The sequence below is a fragment of the Cupriavidus yeoncheonensis genome (assembly GCF_905397275.1).
GTDB classification, from domain to species: Bacteria; Pseudomonadota; Gammaproteobacteria; order Burkholderiales; family Burkholderiaceae; genus Cupriavidus; species Cupriavidus yeoncheonensis.
This window is the reverse complement of record NZ_CAJPUY010000013.1, coordinates 221,733-233,353: the sequence shown is the minus strand read 5'-3', so window position 1 is coordinate 233,353 and position 11,621 is coordinate 221,733. Positions and strand designations below refer to the sequence as shown.

13 protein-coding genes are annotated in these 11,621 nt (G+C 67.5%); 1 reads left to right on the top strand and 12 read right to left on the bottom strand.

The annotated features are described in order from the left end of the window. Positions 1–170 precede the first annotated feature (170 nt). From KHO22_RS19305 to ribBA, 4 genes are all read right to left on the bottom strand, one after another. Positions 171–1,352, bottom strand: a complete 1,182-nt coding sequence (locus KHO22_RS19305; protein WP_211948768.1) for a pyridoxal phosphate-dependent aminotransferase — start codon at positions 1,350–1,352, stop codon at positions 171–173. 113 nt (positions 1,353–1,465) lie between these two features. Next, entirely contained in the window at positions 1,466–1,969 is a 504-nt protein-coding gene (nusB, locus tag KHO22_RS19300) for a transcription antitermination factor NusB (RefSeq protein WP_211948767.1), read from the bottom strand. After that, positions 1,962–2,468: a 6,7-dimethyl-8-ribityllumazine synthase gene (gene ribH, locus KHO22_RS19295; protein WP_211948766.1), complete on the bottom strand. Its 507-nt coding sequence runs from the start codon at positions 2,466–2,468 to the stop codon at positions 1,962–1,964. Before ribH ends, nusB begins: the two co-directional genes overlap by 8 nt. A gap of 65 nt (positions 2,469–2,533) precedes the next feature. Beyond that, entirely contained in the window at positions 2,534–3,643 is a 1,110-nt protein-coding gene (gene ribBA, locus KHO22_RS19290; protein ID WP_211948765.1) for a bifunctional 3,4-dihydroxy-2-butanone-4-phosphate synthase/GTP cyclohydrolase II, read from the bottom strand. Positions 3,644–3,932: 289 nt separating this feature from the next. Between ribBA and KHO22_RS19285 the strand changes: the two genes are divergently transcribed. Next, entirely contained in the window at positions 3,933–4,769 is an 837-nt protein-coding gene (locus tag KHO22_RS19285; protein WP_211948764.1) for an alpha/beta hydrolase family protein, read from the top strand. Between the two features lie 40 nt (positions 4,770–4,809). Here the strand turns inward: KHO22_RS19285 and KHO22_RS19280 are convergent, their stop codons facing one another. The 8 genes from KHO22_RS19280 to KHO22_RS19245 all read right to left on the bottom strand — a co-directional run bounded on the left by KHO22_RS19280 (position 4,810) and on the right by KHO22_RS19245 (position 11,433). Then, positions 4,810–5,430: a riboflavin synthase gene (locus KHO22_RS19280; RefSeq protein WP_211948763.1), complete on the bottom strand. Its 621-nt coding sequence runs from the start codon at positions 5,428–5,430 to the stop codon at positions 4,810–4,812. A 79-nt stretch (positions 5,431–5,509) separates the two neighbouring features. Further along, on the bottom strand, positions 5,510–6,625 hold the full coding sequence (ribD, locus tag KHO22_RS19275; protein ID WP_211948762.1) for a bifunctional diaminohydroxyphosphoribosylaminopyrimidine deaminase/5-amino-6-(5-phosphoribosylamino)uracil reductase RibD: 1,116 nt from the start codon (positions 6,623–6,625) through the stop codon (positions 5,510–5,512). A gap of 47 nt (positions 6,626–6,672) precedes the next feature. Beyond that, positions 6,673–7,221 (bottom strand): GspH/FimT family pseudopilin, encoded by a 549-nt coding sequence (locus tag KHO22_RS19270; RefSeq protein ID WP_211948761.1) that lies wholly within the window; start codon positions 7,219–7,221, stop codon positions 6,673–6,675. A 1-nt stretch (position 7,222) separates the two neighbouring features. Further along, entirely contained in the window at positions 7,223–7,690 is a 468-nt protein-coding gene (locus KHO22_RS19265; protein ID WP_211948760.1) for a type IV pilin protein, read from the bottom strand. Then, positions 7,687–9,516: a pilus assembly protein gene (locus tag KHO22_RS19260; RefSeq protein ID WP_230426928.1), complete on the bottom strand. Its 1,830-nt coding sequence runs from the start codon at positions 9,514–9,516 to the stop codon at positions 7,687–7,689. The genes KHO22_RS19265 and KHO22_RS19260 overlap by 4 nt, the downstream gene beginning before the upstream one ends. 11 nt (positions 9,517–9,527) lie before the next feature. Then, entirely contained in the window at positions 9,528–10,124 is a 597-nt protein-coding gene (locus KHO22_RS19255) for a pilus assembly PilX family protein (protein ID WP_230426927.1), read from the bottom strand. Continuing rightward, on the bottom strand, positions 10,118–11,050 hold the full coding sequence (locus KHO22_RS19250) for a PilW family protein (protein WP_211948759.1): 933 nt from the start codon (positions 11,048–11,050) through the stop codon (positions 10,118–10,120). The genes KHO22_RS19255 and KHO22_RS19250 overlap by 7 nt, the downstream gene beginning before the upstream one ends. Further along, positions 11,047–11,433: a type IV pilus modification PilV family protein gene (locus KHO22_RS19245; RefSeq protein ID WP_211948758.1), complete on the bottom strand. Its 387-nt coding sequence runs from the start codon at positions 11,431–11,433 to the stop codon at positions 11,047–11,049. The genes KHO22_RS19250 and KHO22_RS19245 overlap by 4 nt, the downstream gene beginning before the upstream one ends. Positions 11,434–11,621 lie beyond the last annotated feature (188 nt).

Genomic DNA, 11,621 nt, shown 5'->3' with positions numbered 1-11,621 from the left:
CTGCTAATTTAAAAGCCAGCGTGTAGTCGCGTTGCGTTCGCTTCCGATCCATCTCCAAGGCACTCTCCTCATCACTGCGGGAAAAGTGTCAACCTTATTCAGGACGGGTCACTTCAGACAAAAAAGCACCCCGCGGGGTGCTTTTTCTTTTGCCTGCGTCGCGCAGCGGATCAGCGGAACAGCTTCTGCAGTCTTGCCATGGCTTCCTCGATGTTCCGGCGCGAGGTCGCGTACGAGACCCGGATGTAGTCGCGCGCCGTGTGGGGCCCGAAATCCTGGCCCGGCACCAGGACCACGCCGGCGTCGTGCAGCATCGCCTGCGTCAGCCTGTCGGCATCGCCGGCGGCGGCATGGTTGACGCCACGGCAATCCGCATAGACATAGAAGGCGCCGTCGGGCATGACCGGCACGTGCAGGCCGAGCGATTCAAGCGCCGGCACGATCAGGTCGCGGCGGCGGCGGAATTCGGCCTTGCGCTCGTCATAGATGGCCATGGCCTCGGGCGTGAAGCAGGCCAGCGCGGCATGCTGGGCCACGGCCGAGGCGCAGATGAACAGGTTCTGCGCCACTTTCTCGAAGTCGGCCACGAGCGCGTCCGGCACCACCAGCCATCCCAGGCGCCAGCCCGTCATGTTGAAGTATTTCGAGAAGCTGTTGACCGTCACCACGTTGTCGTCGAGGCTCAGTGCCGATACCGGCGGCGCGTCATAGGACAGGCCCTGGTAGATCTCGTCGAGGATGGCAAAGCCCTGGCGGGCACGCACCGCCTGCAGGATGCGCGCGAGTTCGTCGGGCAGGATCGAGGTGCCGGTCGGGTTTGACGGCGAGGCCAGCAATACGCCGCGCGTGCGCTCGTTCCAGTTCGCTTCGACTTGCGCGGCCGTCAGCTGGAAGCGCTCGGCCGGGCCGCTCGGGATCATGCGCGCCGCGCCATCGAACGCCGCGACAAAATGCCGGTTGCAGGGATAGCTCGGGTCCGGCATCAGCACCTCGGCGCCGATCTCCACCAGCACCGCGCAGGCCAGCAGCAGCGCCCCCGACGCGCCGGCCGTGACGATCACGCGCCGCGCCGGGATCTCCAGGCCGTACATCGTCTTGTAATAACCAGCGATCGCCTCGCGCAGCGCGTGGATGCCCAGCGCGCCGGTGTATTGTGTCACGCCGCGCCGCATGGCGGCTTCCGCGGCGCGCACCACCGGCTCGGCGGCGGTGAAGTCGGGCTCGCCGATCCCCATATGGATGATGTGGCGGCCGGCGCGTTCGAGCTCATTGGCCTGCTTGGCCAGCTCCATGACGTGGAAGGCGTCGATATTGGCAAGGCGGGAGGCGGTGGCGAGGCGCTGCAGGTCCATGGCGGTTTCGGCGGAGCCCTTTCAGGCAGACAGTGGTTGGAAGCAAAAACACCCGCGTGCGCGGGTGTCGTATCGAAGCAGGGCAGCACCAGTGGGCCCCTGGGCCCCTTGCTTCAGCGGCGCGCGGCGACCTCGGCCGAGCGCACCTGGGCGGCGAGCTTGTCCAGTACGCCGTTCACGTACTTGTAGCCTTCGACACCGCCAAAGGTCTTGGTCAGTTCAACGGCTTCGTTGATGACGACCTTGTAGGGGATGTCGACGCAATGCACGAGCTCATAGCTGCCCACCAGCAGGGCGGCGCGCTCCACCGGCGACAGTTCATCGACCTTGCGGTCCAGGAACGGCTCGAACGCGGCGGTCAGGCGGGTTTCTTCGCGCACGGCGCCATTCAGCAGCGCGTCGAAGTGCTCGCGGTCGGCCTTGTTGAAGCCCTGTGCATCATGCAGGTGGGCCTGGATCGCGCCGATGTCGTTGCGGTTCAGCAGCCACTGGTAAAGGCCTTGCAGGGCCAGCTCGCGCGAGCGGCGGCGGGCGCTCTTGGGCGGAGCCTTGGCTTCGGTGCGGGCGGCGGGCTTGGCGCCGGCCGCCGGCTTGCCGGTTTCAGGCGTGTCACTCATCGTCGTCCTCGTCTTCATCGTCGCCGTCGTTTTCGCGCAGCGAATCCAATGCGACCACCAGGTTGGCCATTTCGACGGCGGTGCGGGCGCAGTCGCGGCCCTTCTCGCGCGTGCGGGCATGGGCCTGCTCGTCCGTGTCGACGGTCAGGATGCCGTTGGCGACCGGCACGTTGAAGTCCAGGCCGACGCGGGTGATGCCGGCACCGGACTCATTCGAGACCAGCTCGAAATGGTAGGTCTCGCCACGCACCACGGCGCCCAGCGCGACCAGTGCGTCGAACTGGCCGCTTTCGGCCATCTTCTGCAGTGCCAGCGGCACTTCCAGCGCGCCGGGGACGGTCACCACCAGGGTGTCTTCGCCTTCGACACCGAGCTTTTCCAGCTCGGCCACGCAGGCTTCGAGCAGTTCGGCGCAGACCGGCTCATTGAAGCGAGCCTGCACGATGCCGATACGCAGGCCTTCACCGTCGAGGTTGCTGGGGTAGAAGCCGTGATCCATTGTTCAGTTCTCCAGAGTTCGGGGGTGGCGGCCACGGCCAGGCGCGGCCGCCAGGATATTCAGTCTCAGTCGGCCAGCCCGTTCATGGGCTGGTAGCCGGTCACTTCCAGGTCGTAGCCGGTCATGCTGGGCATGCGCTGCCGGGCCGCCAGCACGCGCATCTTGCCCACGCCCACATCCTTCAGGATCTGCGCGCCCATGCCGTAGGTGCGCAGGTCCGGCTTGCGGCGCGGGCGGTTTTGCGGTTCGTCCAGCGCGGTGAACTGGGTGAACAGCTGTTCGGCCGAGTCGCCGCAGTTGAGCAGCACCATCACGCCGCTGTCGGCCTGGGCGATCGCCTCGAGGGCCGCCGGCATGCTCCACGAATGGGTGGTGCGGGACACTTCCAGCAGGTCGAGCACGGACAGCGGCTCATGCACGCGCACCAGCGTTTCCTCGGTAGGCGTCGGCGTTCCCTTGACCAGCGCCAGGTGGGCGTTGCCGGTGGGCTTGTCGCGGTAGACGATGCTGTGGAAGGTGCCGTACGGCGTTTCCATCGACCGCTCGCCCACGCGCTCGACGATGCTTTCGGTGCGGCTGCGGTAGTGGATCAGGTCGGCAATGGTGCCGATCTTCAGGTCGTGTTCCTGCGCGAATTCGATCAGGTCCGGCAGGCGTGCCATGGTGCCATCGTCCTTCATGATCTCGCAGATCACGGCGGCGGGCGTCAGGCCGGCCAGGGCGCCAAGGTCGCAACCGGCTTCGGTGTGGCCGGCGCGGATCAGCACGCCGCCGGGCTGGGCGGTCAGCGGGAAGATGTGTCCCGGCTGCACCAGGTCGGACGGCTTGGCGTCGCGCGCGACGGCGGCTTCCACGGTGCGGGAACGATCCGCCGCGGAAATGCCGGTGGTCACGCCTTCGGCGGCTTCGATCGAGACCGTGAAGTTGGTGCCGTGCTGGGTACCGTTGCGGCTGACCATCGGCTGCAGGTTCAGCTGGCGGCAGCGTTCGGCGGTCAGCGTCAGGCAGATCAGGCCGCGGCCGTGCTTGGCCATGAAATTGATCGCCTCGGGTGTGACGAAATCGGCAGCCAGAACCAGGTCGCCCTCATTCTCGCGATCTTCTTCATCCACGAGGATGACCATGCGGCCGGCACGGATGTCGGCAATGATGTCTTCGGTACGGGCGATTGTCATGGCGGCAGGGCGGCAAAAAGGGGCGGAAAAGCGGCCAGCCGGCGGGCGGCGGCTCAAACTGCGGGGACTGCTGCGGAGTTCGCTCCAGCTGGCTAAACGCGACAGCCAGGGGTTCGCATCGTCAAACCGGATATTGTACGCCAAGGCAGGCAGTGCCGGAGCGTGGCCGGGAATCGGGGGAAGCGGACGCCTCTAGGGCGCGATGAAGTGGCGGTCTATAGTCTTATAGCCGTCCTGGCAACGCTTGCCGACGCCACGCAAACAAGAAGAAGGAAGGTGGGGAACGACGATGAAAGCACTCCTGGCAGTACTGGTCCTTGGCCTCAGCGTTCCTGCCGGTGCGCAGGACGCCGCCGCGCTTGAGGAATCCGTCTCGACCGTGGCCGTGCCGGGCGGCTCGGAGTTGAGCGTGGTAGTCAGCAAGCAACCCGGCAGCAAGCCGGCGGTGGCCGCGCTGCTGTTCCCCGGCTATCCGGGCGTGCTGCGAGTCCAGAGCGATGCCGGCAAGCCGACCTATCAGCTGCGTGGAAATTTCCTGGTGCGCGCGCGCCGGCACCTGGTCAGCGACAAGATCCTGACCGTCATGGTGGACTGCCCGAAGGCGCGCTGGGAGAACTGTGACGACGCTTACCGGACTTCGGATCAGCACGTGCAGGACATGGGCGCGGTGATCGACAAGGTCAAGGCTGACTACGGCGTGAGCAAGATCTACGTGGTCGGCACCAGCTATGGCACCGTGTCGAGCGCTTTCCTGGCGCTCAGGCTAGGCGGGCGCATCGATGGCGCCGTGCACACGTCCACCTTCACCGATCCGCGCTTCGGCCGCCTGGCGCACGGCATGCCGATGCGCGACTTCAAATGGACCGCCGTGACGGTGGACCAGCTCTTCGTCCACCACAAGGACGACCCCTGTCCGCTGACGCAATACCGCAGCATCGTTGCGCGCAAAGGCAACGCGCCGCTTGTGACCGTGCAGGGCAGCAAGGGCGCGCGCGGCGAGCCGTGCGAAGCGTTCTCCGCGCACGGCTTTGTCGGGCGCGAACGACCGGTGATGCTGGCGATCTCCGACTGGATCCTTGAGCGCAAGGTGCAGGAGACCGTCGGGGCGGATAGCAGCGAAGACTAGGGGGTGAACGGGTGGTTACGTTGCGCCCCCGCCTGCGAGCTTATTGTTCTGCGGCAGACGCCGACAGCATCCGTTCCACGTAGCGCGCGATCAGGTCGATTTCCAGGTTCACACGGCTGCCCGGCTTCAGTTCCTGCAGCGTGGTCACCTCTACCGTGTGCGGAATCAGGTTGATCGAGAACACGCAGCCATCGGCCTCGTCATTGACGCGGTTGACGGTCAGCGACACGCCGTTGACCACGACCGAGCCCTTGTACGCCAGGTAGCGGCCCAGTTCGCGCGGGGCGCGCACGCGCAGTTCATGCGATTCGCCGACCGGGGCGAAGTGGATGACTTCACCGAGGCCGTCGACATGCCCCGAGACCAGGTGGCCGCCGAGCCGGTCCGCCAGCCGCAGCGCCTTTTCCAGGTTGACGCGGCCGGTGCGTTCGAGGCCGACGGTCTTGTCCAGCGACTCGCGCGACACGTCCACGTCGAAGCTGTCGGCAGTCATGGCGATCACCGTCATGCACGCGCCCTGGATGGCGATGCTGTCGCCAATGACCACGTCCGCGAGATCCAGCCCGCCGGCCGCTACGTGCAGGCGCACGCCGGCATCGCCGGCGCCGAGCGGGGTGATGGTCTCGATGCGGCCGACGGCCGCCACAATGCCAGTAAACATGATGCGTTCTCGAAAGGTCTGGGTTGGGTAACCGGCGCGGCAGCCGCGCCGTCGGTAGATGTCAGGTTGTCAGGCGAGGTCAGGCGTCGTTGCGGCGCGCGATCAGGCGCAGGTCCTCGCCGATCTGGCGCACGTCGTGCCAGCGGAACGTCGCGGCATCCTGCAGCCGGGGCAGCGGCGGCAGGTTGAACATGCCCTGCGCGTCACCGAGCAGCTTGGGGGCCAGGTAGATCAGCAACTCGTCGGCGCAGTGCTCGCGGATCAGCGAGCCATTGAGTTTGAAGCCAGCTTCGACATGCAGTTCGTTGATGCCGCGCCGGCCCAGTTCCTCGATCATCTGGCGCAATTCAACCTTGCCGTGCGGATTCGGCAATACCACGACCTCGGCGCCGCGGGCCTCGAGCGCGTGGCGTCGTTCGCGGTCGTCCACCGCGCAGAACACCAGTACTGGCTTGGCGAAGTCGCCGCTATCCGGCGTCAGGATGCGCGCGTCAAGCGGCACTTCCAGGCGCGAGTCCACCAGCACGCGCTGTGGCTGGCGCGGCGTCGGGATGGCGCGCACGGTCATCTGCGGATTGTCGTCGCGTACCGTGCCGATGCCGGTCATGATGGCGCAAGCGCGCGCGCGCCAGGCGTGGCCGTCGTCCCGCGCAGCCTGTCCCGTGATCCACTGGCTGGTGCCGTCGTGCAGGGCCGTGCCGCCATCCATCGATGCCGCCACCTTGACCCGCACCCACGGCAGGCCGCGCGTCATGCGCGACACGAAGCCGATATTCAGGTCGCGTGCTTCCTTTTCCAGCAGTCCGCACCGCACGTCGATGCCGGCATCGCGCAGCCGTTGCAGGCCGCGGCCCGATACGGAGGGGTTGGGGTCTTCCATCGCCGCCACCACGCGCGCAATGCCGGCCCGCACCAATGCGTCGCAGCAAGGGGGCGTGCGGCCGAAATGGCTGCACGGCTCCAGCGTCACATAGGCGGTCGCGCCGGCCGGGTCGATGCCGCGCGTTTGCGCGTCCTTCAGCGCCTGGATCTCGGCATGGTCCTGGCCGGCCGGCTGGGTAAAGCCCTGCCCGATGATCTGCCCGTTCTTGCTCAGCACACAGCCGACGCGTGGATTGGGGGTGGTGGTGAACATGCCTCGCGCGGCAAGCGCGAGCGCTTGCTCCATGGCGGCGTGGTCGGAATCGGAAAACATTTGGCCGGTGACTCTTGTTCGCTGGGCGTTTGGTGTGCGTGCCGCTGTCAGGGCGGGGCGGGTTCGCCCCATGCCTCGCAGTCCTTGTCACGCCCAGGCGTGCATAGGCGGATGCGTCCTTGCGCTCCCATGCGAATCTGGCGCTGCTCGCCGCGGCAGCTGAGCGTGAAAGTGGCGGCCTGAAATCCGCCCTGCTCAGACCGAGAGTATCCCACAGCTGCGAATCGCAGGACGTTGCTGGCGCGCGCGGTCTGGCGCAGGACGATGGACAGGCACGGCGCATCGAGCTGGACGACTGACAGGACGGCGTCCTGCCCCGGTCGTCCGCTTGTGGCCGCCAGCTGCCACCCATGGTCCAGCGTGAGTTGGCCGTCGAGCGGCTGCAAGGCGACTTCCACCCGTCGGGCCATGGCCGCGCTGCGCGCCAGCGCGAGCGATGCAGCGAGCCGGTCGGCGGCAATCGTCACGTGCTGGCGGGCCATCATGACGTCGGCGGCGTGATAAGTGGCTGCCCCCAGTAACGCAAGGACTGCCAGGCAAACCAGCAGTTCAGCCAGCGTGATGCCGCCCTGACGACAAAGTGCTGATTCAGGCATGTCAACAGTCCGGTCCCGATTGAGCGGCCTGCGTCGTGTCCCCCGCAAGGTTCAGTCGCTGACCTGTACTGCGCAGGATGAGCACGCCGCAGCGATGGTCCGGCACCACCGGCGTCGCCCGGATCTCGACGCAGGCATCCAGGTCGGCTTGCGGGCATGCGGCAGCCGTTAGGAGGTGGCGGGGACGGGTGCCGGGAGGCACCGGCCGGGGCCAGTTCCCGGCGGCGATGTCACTCCCCGGCTGCCGGGCATAGGTCGTGGCAGCCATCGCGTGCTGCTCTAGCTCCAGCATCGCCGCGACCAGTTCCGCGCGCGCCTGCGCGCGCCAGCCGCGCGCAAGGTACTGGTCCCATGTCGGTACGGCGATGGCGGCGAGGATCGCCACGATGGCGAGCGTGATCAATAGCTCGATAAGGCTGAAAGCCCGTTGCGCCGAGGTTTTGTATTCCGGGGCAAGCGCGGGCTTCATGGGGCGTCCTGCTGAATGGGCGCCATGATTTCCCGCCAGCTGATGCGGCCCGTGCGGCGTGTTGCGACGGTTGTGGACAGCGGCCGGGCGGACGACCGGTCCACCGACCACAGCGTGATCGTGTGAGCTTGCGCGCCACTGGTGCCAGCGGGCTGACGCGGGCCCGGTCGAGGGGTACTCGTCAGAACGAGCTCGCCTTCCGGCGTGGCGGCCTGTCCGGTCACGAATGGCTGCGGCGGCCCGCCTTCCCGGGTACGGCCCGTGGATTCGCCTGTCGACGCCTGCACAAGGTAGGCCCGCTGAAGACCGTCGGCGGTGCGGGTCGTGAAGTGGAGATAGCCGGGAAACACGTCGCTCAGCGCCTCAAGCTTTTCCCCGGCATTCGGCAATGTCAGCTGCCAGCCGGCCTGGTCGCTCGTGCCGCCTTGGCCTGGCAACGCGCGCAGCAGGAACCCTCCGTTCGCGGGCTCGGCCACGATGCGGGCCGGGCTTCCGCCCGGCCGGGCCGGGATGGCCGCGATTTCGCTGCCCTGGCCATATACGATGAGCGCAGACGTGGACCCGCCCAATAGCAAGGGAGGCTCCGCGTGGTCCGTCCCGGCGGTCACCGGCAGCCTGTGCCGGCAAGTCGGGGTTCCCGGCCTGGGACGTCGCGTGGCATCGGCCAACGGGAAGTGCCAGAGCTGGCCACTGTCGTCGGTGGCATAGATGGCCATCGTCCCGCCAGTCATGTCGCTCAGGACGCTGACGCCCGCAAGTGCCGACGTCACGGGTGCGCCGGTGCAATCGCGTTCGGGCAGCGGCCAGGTCAGCGCGGAATCCCCGGCGGCCCGTTCCAGCGGTATCAGGACCAGGCCCGGACGGGATGCCGGGCTGTCGGCGCGCGCTTCGGCGGTTGTGACGGCGAACCACCGGAGCCCGTCGTCCCCGGCAAAGGCCGCGGCGCGAACGGGGCCGCGGGCGGAAAGCGGCAAGGCAGCCGTTGCCGTCATTTCCCACAGAAGCGCGATTGGCGCGAGATCCGTCGGGGCGGTGATATCCAGCGCAAATATGCCGGGCGCGCTATCACCTTTGGCGGTGGCCGGGATGGCGCACAGCAGCACGGTGCGCCATTCCCGCTGGATCACGACGTCGGCGGCCTCCGGACGCGGGCAGGGTAAGGGTGGGAGCGCACCCCTCGGGCCGGCCAGGGCGAGCGCCTGCGACAGCAAGGTCCGCGGCAGATAGGCGACAAGTTCCTCGCCGTTGATGGCATTGAACCCATGCAGCCAGGCGTCCTTGGTGCCAAGCCAGACCATGTGTGGCCGCGTGCGATATCGCTCCCGGAACGCGGCGTGGCCGGCTTTGCCGGGTTGCCATGCCGGCGGGCTAACGACGAGCACGCGTGCGCCGCGGGCGTTGGCCATGCGAGTCTCGCGCGGACGCAAGGCGGCGTTGGTGCGTTCGCCGCGCAGCCAGGCCAGCTTGTCCTGTCCGGGTACGCCGTTTTCCGGGTCCGGTGCCGCCGCTGGCTGGCTTGCCATATCGAGTGCGGACCACTGCAGCGGTACCAGGCGTTCAGAATCCGGGCCGCTCGGGGCAATCGAGGTGTAAAGACGCCGGGAAGCCACCGGGTTCGCGTCGAGCCATGCGCCGGCTTCCCAGAGCGCGAGGGGTACCGTATCCGTGGCCGACTGTTCGGGGCTCCATCCGAGTGCGTACAGGCGGCCGGTCCACGGGTACTTGCCGTCCTGGGGCAGGTATGCCAGGGGGAGGTTGCCGGCGGCGCTGCCGGCCCATGCTGCCCACGACAGCGGCAGGAACCAGGCCAGGACAACGGCGATCATGCTTTGCGGGCTCATGGCTGGATCACGCTCTGGACCACGGCCGTCGTGTCCCGGCTCCGGCCAAAACCGATTGCCGTGACACGGAAGCGCGGGGCGGCCGGCTGCGGGCCATATCCGCTGGAGGCTGCGGCATCGCCGATCAGTTCGGCGACATAGCGCGGCGAAACGGACGTACCGGCGATGCCTTCCGGCAACCTTGGCATGGCATTGCCGGTGAACGCGCCGAACGGCACGCCGACATCATCGGTGGGCCCCGTGCCCGACAGCCACGCTTGCCATGCGGGCATGCCATCGGGGGCCGGAACGCAGACCCCGGCCTGCATGCCTGTGCCGCAAGTCCCGCTTGCCGGAAGCGGATCGAGACGGCCGGGCGGGCCGCTGCCCGCGGCGGCAGTCAGCAGGTCCGCTTCGCCATCCAGCAGCGCCACCTCGGCAGCCCGGAAGGCGATTTCGCGATCGAGCTGCATGGTGGCGAGCTGGCGGGTGGAGAGCAGGAACTGCAGCGCGGCGGCGGCGGTGAAAACCGCGAGCAGCAGGAGCGTCGAGGCGAACAGCAGTGTCGCGCCGCCATGCATCCTGCGGATGCGGGCCATGGGCGGGGCTAGCACAATGTCTCCTGACAGTGCGCAGCGTTTCGCAGGCGGATGGTCGTGGCGAAGATTCGCCAGGTGTTCCGGCCATGTCCGGGGAGGAGTTCGACGACGTCGGCCATGGCATCGTCGACGTGGGCATTGGCGGTCGTTGCCGGAATGCTCGCCGGGGTGGCGCCGCGCCGCTCCAGCCGGACGGCCAGTGCTACCTGCACCGCCACCACACGGTGCCATGCGTCTTCGCCCATGGCGCTGACCTGGTCCGCACGCAGGAAGGTGTCGGGTTGCCTGCCGCCGCGCTTATCCATGCCGTAACGAATCTGCATCGACTCCACGCCCCGCACCAGCGCGCCGGACGTCCAGCCGCTGCCGTCGATGCGCCCGTTGCGGCGCGACGGGTATCGGCATAGCAATTGGGGCTCGCCATCGCTGGCGGTGGCCACGTAGACGAGATTCGCCGCAACGTAGTTCGCGCCGGCCGAGGCGTCCAGGCTCTGTGCGGCAACGGCGTAGCCACTGCAGTCGATCATGGTCTGGTCGGGCAGGGTGCCTCCGCGCGCGTGGCTGCTGCCGTTGAAGCGGACCAGCAGCGCGTCACTGCCCGCAATACCGGGTTTGCCGCAGCCTGGTATGGCTGCGATCGACGGCTGGCCGCAATCGTCCGCACCGCTGATCGCGGGTTGGGCCGGCGCCTTGGCGGCCGGGTCGGGACGCCAGCCGCCTTGCCGGATCAGCAGGGAAAGAATGCTCAGTGCGCGCTGTCCGCGTTCCTCCAGCAGGACCCGCTCCGCGGTGGCGAGGTAGGCCGCGCGGCATAGCAGGAACGCAGTGCCGGCAATTGCTGTGACCACCAGCCCCAGCGCCAGGCCGACCATCGTCTCCGTCAGCGTGAAGCCATTCGCTGGCAGATTGCGGAAATGGCCCTGTGCAAGGCGTGATCTCATGGCTGCATCCACAGTGCGATGCCGCGCAACGTGACCGCTGAACCTGGGTCTCCAACCGCCAGTCTGGCAATGGCCAGCTTGCCGCCAACCGGGCAAGCGGGTTGCCCCTTGTCTTGAAGCGGGGGACAGCCTTCGGTCGAGACCGGATCGGACCGGTTCATGGGCACTACGCCCAGTTCCGCGATCTCCGTGAATTCTCCGGCGGCTCGCGTTGCCTGGGCGAGATGCTCGTGGCCGCGCAGCCGTGCCAGCGCCGTGGTCCCCACTCCGGCCAGCGGGATCAGGCCGACGCTGACGATCAGCAGGGCGCAGAGCGACTCGGCCAGGGCATAGCCGCGGCCGTGACGGCAACAGGAATGGACTGAACGAAAGCAAGGCTGCATGGCAGGCGGCATGGTGGCAGTGAGGCCTTCAACGTACCGCGCTACAGGTCGCCGATCCGTGGACAAACGTAGCGAATCTGGCGAATTTGGTTACGCCACGAAGGCGTTGCACGATCTCGACATTTAGGAAATGTCTACTAGACAAGTGCTATTGACATCGCATTGAGAGTTCCCCACTATGGCGGGGT

Coding starts and splice junctions, on each gene's coding strand:
- KHO22_RS19280 (WP_211948763.1), bottom strand. CDS start 5,430: ATGTTTACTGGCATTGTGGCGGCCGTCGGCCGCATCGAGACCATCACC.
- KHO22_RS19260 (WP_230426928.1), bottom strand. CDS start 9,516: ATGATCGCCGTTGTCCTGGCCTGGTTCCTGCCGCTGTCGTGGGCAGCA.
- ribD (WP_211948762.1), bottom strand. CDS start 6,625: ATGTTTTCCGATTCCGACCACGCCGCCATGGAGCAAGCGCTCGCGCTT.
- ribBA (WP_211948765.1), bottom strand. CDS start 3,643: ATGACAATCGCCCGTACCGAAGACATCATTGCCGACATCCGTGCCGGC.
- KHO22_RS19250 (WP_211948759.1), bottom strand. CDS start 11,050: ATGAGATCACGCCTTGCACAGGGCCATTTCCGCAATCTGCCAGCGAAT.
- KHO22_RS19265 (WP_211948760.1), bottom strand. CDS start 7,690: ATGAAGCCCGCGCTTGCCCCGGAATACAAAACCTCGGCGCAACGGGCT.
- KHO22_RS19245 (WP_211948758.1), bottom strand. CDS start 11,433: ATGCAGCCTTGCTTTCGTTCAGTCCATTCCTGTTGCCGTCACGGCCGC.
- ribH (WP_211948766.1), bottom strand. CDS start 2,468: ATGGATCACGGCTTCTACCCCAGCAACCTCGACGGTGAAGGCCTGCGT.
- nusB (WP_211948767.1), bottom strand. CDS start 1,969: ATGAGTGACACGCCTGAAACCGGCAAGCCGGCGGCCGGCGCCAAGCCC.
- KHO22_RS19285 (WP_211948764.1), top strand. CDS start 3,933: ATGAAAGCACTCCTGGCAGTACTGGTCCTTGGCCTCAGCGTTCCTGCC.
- KHO22_RS19305 (WP_211948768.1), bottom strand. CDS start 1,352: ATGGACCTGCAGCGCCTCGCCACCGCCTCCCGCCTTGCCAATATCGAC.
- KHO22_RS19270 (WP_211948761.1), bottom strand. CDS start 7,221: ATGCCTGAATCAGCACTTTGTCGTCAGGGCGGCATCACGCTGGCTGAA.